The organism is Dorea sp. 210702-DFI.3.125 (genome assembly GCF_020560945.1).
Classification (GTDB): domain Bacteria; phylum Bacillota; class Clostridia; order Lachnospirales; family Lachnospiraceae; genus Dorea; species Dorea formicigenerans.
In genome coordinates, this window is the sequence record NZ_JAJCNF010000028.1 from 39,085 (window position 1) to 46,557 (window position 7,473).

General features: G+C 41.8%; 7 protein-coding genes. 2 read left to right on the plus strand and 5 right to left on the minus strand.

Features of this window, described 5'->3' with window-relative positions; translation table 11 throughout:
- Nucleotides 1-147: 147 nt before the first annotated feature.
- Nucleotides 148-594, plus strand: coding sequence for a GatB/YqeY domain-containing protein (locus LI164_RS12575; protein WP_005331608.1), 447 nt, complete (start codon nt 148-150; stop codon nt 592-594).
- A gap of 109 nt (nt 595-703) precedes the next feature.
- Here LI164_RS12575 and LI164_RS12580 read toward each other — a convergent pair whose 3' ends face one another.
- The 3 genes from LI164_RS12580 to pth all read right to left on the minus strand — a co-directional run bounded on the left by LI164_RS12580 (nt 704) and on the right by pth (nt 5,771).
- Complete coding sequence (locus LI164_RS12580) at nt 704-1,765, minus strand: peptidylprolyl isomerase (protein WP_005331609.1); 1,062 nt, start codon at nt 1,763-1,765, stop codon at nt 704-706.
- 71 nt (nt 1,766-1,836) lie between these two features.
- Complete coding sequence (mfd, locus tag LI164_RS12585) at nt 1,837-5,184, minus strand: transcription-repair coupling factor (protein ID WP_227087241.1); 3,348 nt, start codon at nt 5,182-5,184, stop codon at nt 1,837-1,839.
- A 2-nt stretch (nt 5,185-5,186) separates the two neighbouring features.
- Complete coding sequence (pth, locus tag LI164_RS12590) at nt 5,187-5,771, minus strand: aminoacyl-tRNA hydrolase (protein WP_005337769.1); 585 nt, start codon at nt 5,769-5,771, stop codon at nt 5,187-5,189.
- Between the two features lie 135 nt (nt 5,772-5,906).
- Here pth and LI164_RS12595 point away from each other — a divergent pair, with 135 nt between their 5' ends.
- Nucleotides 5,907-6,344: a hypothetical protein gene (locus tag LI164_RS12595; RefSeq protein ID WP_005331613.1), complete on the plus strand. Its 438-nt coding sequence runs from the start codon at nt 5,907-5,909 to the stop codon at nt 6,342-6,344.
- A gap of 83 nt (nt 6,345-6,427) precedes the next feature.
- Here the strand turns inward: LI164_RS12595 and LI164_RS12600 are convergent, their stop codons facing one another.
- Nucleotides 6,428-6,691: a hypothetical protein gene (locus LI164_RS12600; RefSeq protein ID WP_005331615.1), complete on the minus strand. Its 264-nt coding sequence runs from the start codon at nt 6,689-6,691 to the stop codon at nt 6,428-6,430.
- 18 nt (nt 6,692-6,709) lie between these two features.
- Complete coding sequence (locus tag LI164_RS12605; protein WP_118426831.1) at nt 6,710-7,360, minus strand: HAD family hydrolase; 651 nt, start codon at nt 7,358-7,360, stop codon at nt 6,710-6,712.
- Nucleotides 7,361-7,473: the final 113 nt, after the last annotated feature.

Here is a 7,473-nt window from a genome sequence, read left to right on the forward strand (position 1 = left end):
TTCCAAAATTTTTGTTAGTTTTCTGTTAATTCTAATATCCGAATGAAGCATTATTTCTGTACGAATCTTTCTTTCAAAATCCAGGGCTGGATATTTTCAATCTAGTCTTGTATAATAAAAGTAGTAATTTCGAGGAGGATATGTATCATGAGTAAAATTGATGAAATTAGAAGTGCTATGGTCGCAGCTATGAAAGCCGGCGAAAAGGAGAAAAAGGAAACTTTATCCATGCTTCTGGCAGCTCTTAAGAATAAACAGATCGACAAACGTGCAGATCTGACAGAAGAAGAAGAGATTCAGGTTATCATGAAAGAAATCAAGCAGACAAAAGAGACTTTGGAGATGACACCTGCTGACCGTACTGATATTATTGAAGAATGCAACCGCCGCCTGACTGTTCTGGAAGCCTACGCTCCAAAAATGATGGGCGAAGACGAGATAAAGGCAATCATCGAAGGTGTGTTATCTGAACTTGGTATCGAGAACCCAACCGGAAAAGACAAAGGAAATATCATGAAACATCTGATGCCAAAGGTAAAAGGTAAAGCTGATGGTAAGCTTGTCAATGATCTTGTATCCACATATTTCAAATAATTTTACCATATAGGAAATTCCATCTCCTATATGATAGAAAAGACCTGCCAACCGGCAGGTCTTTTCTTCTCTATGGAAATTTTTTCATGTCTTTCAGACTTACTGCATTTTAATTATCTGTCTGAGCCTGATCGTCTGTCTGCACCTGATCTGTATACGGTGTCTGAGTCTCAGTCTTCATCTTTACAGACACTTTCTGGAAACTTACTTTTTTCCATACACCCTTATGCACTTTAATGTCTGCTTTTTTTCTCCACTTTTTCACTGTATCATCATAAAGCTTTGTTTGACGTTCCTGTACAATCTGTGATTTCTTAGAATCCGTTGCTGTACGATCTAACAGGCTTGTAACTTTTGCTACGTAACAGCCTTTTTCTGTCTCAATCACATCTGTAGATTCTCCCTCGCCCAGTGCATCTGCGGCTTTAATCAAATCTTCATCAGGAGAAGTTGTATCTTTATCAAACGTCAGTGTCTGAACCGTTGCCCCTTGCTCTTCTGCAAGCGCGTTCAAATCTCCACCTTCCTTCAGACCGGAAGCAATCGCCTCTGCCTGAGACTTTAACTGCGCTTTTTCATCATCGGAAACGTCTTTGCTGTTGCCGGAATCATCTTTTGTCTGATAAGAAATGAACACATAATCCATGCTCTTCTGTGCTGCTTCTTCATCTGAGACTTCTGTATCTGCCCCGGCCTGGATCGCAGTTCGCATCTTCTGCTGAACTGCCATCAGTGTCAATGCACGATTTACAGTCTTCTCATTACCAGATACAAGATTCTTGTCATCTAAAGAATTATCATTCAGAAACTGCTGCGTTGTCTCCTTGATCATTGCTTTATCTTCATCTGTAATTGACACATCATAATCTTCCATATGCTTTTCAAGAAGAATCATATCTTCCAGTGATTTCAGTACAGAACTCTTTACAGATTCTTCGTATGTCTCTCCGTCAGAAGCATCTGAGTTCCACATATCTTCTCCCAGATAAGCAGAATAATATGTCTCATATGTTGCCTGTGTATATCTTGCGAAGAAATTGGCCAGATCCGCATCAATCTTTGTATCATCGACTGTCGCAACCGTCTCGTCTCCTTTTAATGATCCGCATCCGGTCAGTGTTGCAGCCGCCAATACTCCCGCAAGAGCCAGCGCAAATAATCTCTTTTTCATATCGTTTTCGTATCCTCCTTCATTCTGATGGGCAAAGAAATGTCCACTTTTTTTATTATATCTTCTTTTTTCTAGTCAAGCAATCCTTTTATACCAATTAACACTTTTTTCACAACCTCAATTGGATTCTCCACTTCACCACGCTTTGTTTTCTTCTTTCTCTGGTAAATGAATTTGGGATCCGATATATCCGCCTTAAATGACAGATCTTCCGGAAATTGTTTTAAAAGATCCGGGATCCGCTCTACATGGATTTTTGCTTTTTCATACATACGGAATGTATAGGTCACACCTTTTTGAGTCACCTCTGTCACATACGCCTGGTGCGCCAGATTCTTAAGCCTTGCTACTTCCAGAAGGAGCTCCACTTTTTTAGGAATATCTCCAAAACGGTCAATCAACTCCTCTATCATATCGTCCATCTCTTCCTCAGACTCGATGGCAGCAATTCTCTTATAAATATCCAGCTTATGATATTCATTTGGTATATAAGAATCCGGAATATACGCATCGACATTGACATCCAATGCTGTCGTAAATGTATCCTCTTCTGATAATTCCCCTTTTAAATGTTTGACTGCCTCATTTAACATTTTGCAGTACATATCGTATCCGACCGCTTCCATATGCCCGTGCTGTTCGGCACCAAGAAGATTTCCAGCTCCACGGATTTCAAGATCACGCATGGCAATTTTGAATCCCGATCCAAGATCTGTAAATTCCCGGATTGCCGCCAGACGCTTCTCTGCAATCTCTTTCAATAATTTGTCCTTCCGGTACAACAAAAATGCATAAGCCATACGCCCGGAACGCCCGACGCGGCCACGAAGCTGATAGAGCTGGGAAAGGCCAAGCCGGTCTGCGTCGTGAATGATCATGGTATTTACATTGGATATATCAAGACCCGTTTCAATAATCGTTGTCGACACAAGCACATCAATATCTCCATTAATAAAATCATACATGATCTTTTCAAGCTCATGCTCCTTCATCTGTCCGTGGGCAAAGGATACATTTAACTCCGGGACAAGTTTCTGAATATGCGCTGTTACCTCTGCAATGTCTTCCACTCGATTGTACACATAGTAGACCTGTCCGTTTCTCGCACATTCTCGTTCGATTGCCTCCCTGACCATCTCATCATTATATTCCATCACATACGTCTGGATCGGCAGCCGGTCCTGCGGTGCCTCCTCCAGCACGCTCATATCACGGATTCCAATAAGGCTCATATGAAGAGTTCTTGGAATCGGCGTTGCCGTCAACGTCAGAACGTCTACATTTTTCTTTAACTTTTTGATTTTCTCCTTGTGCTGGACTCCAAAACGCTGCTCCTCGTCGATGATCAGCAATCCCAGATCCTTATACTCAATATCATCACTGAGCACACGGTGGGTTCCAACCACAATGTCCACCAGCCCGCGTTTCAAGTTCTGAATCGTATCTCTTTGCTGAGCCGGAGTCCTGAATCGGCACATCAGATCTACCCGGACCGGGAAATCCTTCATTCTCTGGCAAAATGTATTGTAATGTTGCTGTGCCAAAATAGTGGTCGGTACCAGATAGACCACCTGCTTATTTTCCTGTACTGCCTTAAATGCCGCACGGATTGCAATTTCCGTCTTTCCATAACCTACATCACCACAAATCAGACGATCCATGATCTTGTGGCTTTCCATGTCCTTCTTCACAGCATTGATCGCCAGAAGCTGATCTTCTGTCTCCTCATACGGGAACATTTCCTCAAATTCTTTCTGCCAGACTGTATCCTCCCCGTAAACAAACCCATCCTGATTCTGTCTTGCTGCATAAAGTTCTACCAGATCTTTTGCAATTTCTTTAACTGCCCCCCGAACCTTTGCCTTCGTCTTTGTCCACTCCTGAGTTCCAAGACGGTTAAGTTTTGGTTTTTTTGAATCAGAACCGGCATATTTCTGGATCAGATCCAACTGTGTTGCCGGAATATAAAGATTTCCACCCTTAGCATAGGAAATCTTCATATAGTCTTTGGAAATCTTATCCACTTCGATTTTTTCAATTCCTTGATAAATTCCCAGTCCATGATTCTCATGTACCACATAATCTCCAGGTTTTAATTCTGAGAAGCTTTGGATCTTACGCCCTTCATAAGTGGTACGGCGTTTTTTCTTCCTTTTATTCTTTCCGAAAATATCCGTTTCTGAAATTACAACAAAATTCAAAAGTGGATACTCATAGCCTTCTGCAATATAACCATAAGCAGTCATAATTTCTCCCGGTTCTACTTCACGCTCCATATCTTCACTATAAAAACTGCTCAGATTGTAATCTCGAAGATCTTCTGCCAGTCGCCTTGCTCTTGTTCTGGAACCGGAAAGCAGAATGACACGGCTCTGATTTCGTTTCATTTTTTTCAGATCCTGCGTTAGAAGTTCAAAACTTCTATTGTATGGATCCACATTTTTCGTCTGAAGATTATAACTTGCCCGGATATTCAACCCCGGGCAGCGCATATCCAAAGCCTGAAATCCCACGCTGGAATATTCATTCATTTTCCTCATAATCTCCTGCGTTGTAAAAAGCACAGCTTCGCTGTCGGCCACTTCGCATCCGCTCTGGACACGTCGTTTCTGGGCTTCCAGAAATTCTTCTTCCACTCCTTCACCTTTTTCCTTCAAACGCACAGGCTCATCTAAGAAAAGAATTGTATTTTCTTTTTCAAAATAATCCAGAAAAGAAACTCTTTTTTCTTCTTCCTCTGGAAACTCTGTAGCCGGAAACACTTCTACCTCGTCAAGCTTCTCGATAGAACGCTGCGTCTCCGGATCAAAGGTTCGAATAGAATCCACCTCATCTCCCCAAAGTTCAATTCTAACCGGGAGCTCCTCCGTCAGAGGATATACATCCAAGATGCCGCCACGGACCGCAAACTGCCCCGGTCCTGCCACCTCTATCTCTCTGTCATACCCACACTGTGCCAGTTTCACAGACAATTCATCCAGATTCAGAGTCTCGTCGGAGCATATCTTGATCACCCTGCTCTCTATCATTTCTTTTGGAAGAAGCGCATCCATAAATGCATCAAAACTAGCAACCACAGTTATCGGTTCGCCTTTTAAAACTGCCTGTATCACCTGCATTCGCTGACTGACCAGCTCTTTACTACGAATATCTGCCTGGTAAAACAGCAAGTCTTTTGCTGGATAAAAACTAATGGCTGCATCTAAAAAACGATACTCTTCATAAATCTGTTTCGCTTTTGCCTCACTGGAACAGGCGATGACTTTATAACAACAGCCATCGCTAAGTGCGTACATCATATGAGTCTTCTGGGAATTCACACAGCCTGTCAGCATCAGAATTCCCGGAGCTTCTTTTTTCTTTTTTACGATATCTTCATATTCTGCCAGTTCCAAAAGCGGCTTAAGTAACGCCTGCACTTTTACTCCTCCTTCGGCTTCACTTTACGGTTATACTCATTCATGGCCGCATCAATCTCACCTTTTAATATCTCTTCTGTGGCAGAAATTGCCTTTTCATATCCCTCTTCCATAAGTTCCAGATCCTCTCCATGAAAATGTCCAAGAACATAGGCAGCCAGATCATATCCTTTCGGCTTTTCTCCCACTCCGACTTTAATTCTTTGAAATGTATCTGTCCCAAGCTGGGCAATAATATTTTTAATTCCGTTATGTCCACCGGCACTTCCTTTTTTACGAATCCGGATCTGCCCCGGGTTCAGACTGATATCATCATATATCACAAGCAGCTCTTCTTTCGGATCCACCTTAAAATAATCCACCAACTCGCGAATGCTCTCACCACTTAAATTCATATAAGTCTGCGGTTTAACAAGAAGAACCTTCTGACCTTCGATGATTCCTTTTCCAACATAGGCACGCCCTTTTTTTGCGTCCACTGCAATATTATATTTTTCTGCGATTTTATCTATCACCTGAAATCCTACATTATGTCTTGTACCTTCGTATTCTTTTGTCGGATTTCCAAGTCCTGCTATAATTATCATATTTTCCACCTCTTTATCTCTACCCATTCTACAGGATATCTATTCTTTTGTCACGAAAAAAGCTGTATAATTTTCCAACCTTTTTCATACATTATAAAGAACAAAAACCTAAGAAAACAAATACAGGAGGTTATTATGAGTTCAAAAACAAAAATCGTTGTACTTCACATGAAGGAAATTATTTATACAGTCCTGTTCATCTGTCTCGGCATTTTGCTGGTGGCACTGCTTACATTTATGTTTCACCCGAAAAACAAAGAAACTTCCTCATCAAAGAGCACTTCCTATCAACCGGGCATCTACACTTCACAGCTTACTTTGGGCGATAAAGAGCTGGAAGTAGAAGTCACAGTCGACGAAAATCATATCAACTCTATCCGATTTTCCAACCTGGACGACACCGTCACCACCATGTATCCGTTGATCCAGCCGACTATGGAAGAAATCGCAGACCAGATCTGCCAGACACAATCGCTAGAAAACATTTCTTATTCCTCCGACAATCCATATACCTCTCAAATCATCATCAACGCCATTGATGATGCCCTAAAAAAAGCCGTAACCACCAGATAGTTACGGCTTTTTCTCTTCTATATAGTTTTCTTATTATCTGTGTTGCTTCAACCTCTTTTCCGGACATTTTACTGCACCGGATTTTAACCTTCCACAATCAGATATCTTCCGTCCGGAATCGGGAACACTTCTGCTGCTTCTTCCAGTTCCTCATCAGACATTCCCTGAATATCCATTCCTTCTTCTTCCAGGAATTCTTTTACCTCATCAATGTTTTCCACAACAACTGCCATGCAGTCCTCCAGAAATGCTTCTGCATCTTCCAGCGTCTCTGCAACTGCCTCCTCAAAAAGTTGTGATTGATTTTCAAGAAATACGTTCAGACATTCCTCATCAAACTCATTCATTACCTCTTAACCTCCTTTTTATAGATATTCCTGCAATTTCTCTGCCTTGTCTATCATATACTGGGCTCCGGCAATCATTAACTCTTCTTTCGTACGAAATCCCCACGTCACTGCGATAGTTTTTACTCCTGCATTCTTTCCAGTCACCACATCTACTTCAGAATCTCCTACATACAGACACTCCTTGTAATCTACACCGAGCTTTTTCGCCACATAAAACACTCCCGCCGGATCCGGTTTTCTTGGAATTTCATCCTTCTGTCCCTGTACCCAGTCAAACAACTTCTCACCATAAATTGCATGAACCGCTTTCACCGCCTGACAATGAGGTTTATTGGACAGCACCGCCAATTTCACTCCCTGTTTCTTTAACTTATACAGCATTTCCGGGACGCCTTCGCAAGGTGTTACATGATATGTACAATTCTCATCAAATATGCGTCCATAGATCTGCATACCTTCCTCAATTCTGGTCGCACTAGGATTCCCCGATGCATCCAGTGCCTTCTCCATCAACACCCTCGCACCATTCCCTACGAACTCCCGACACTGTTCTTTAGAAATCTCCGAAAGACTCATCTCTTTTAATGTCAGGTTAACCGAATAGACCATAGAATCCAACGTATTACCAATCGTACCATCAAGATCAAAAATACATGCCTTAATCATTGCCAAAAAATCCTCCATGCCAATATCATAGTATGAGACGTCGAAGATGTCAATTACCAATTGGGGACGGGGTTTTTTCAAAAACAATGTCATTAAGTTAAGGATAAAATTGT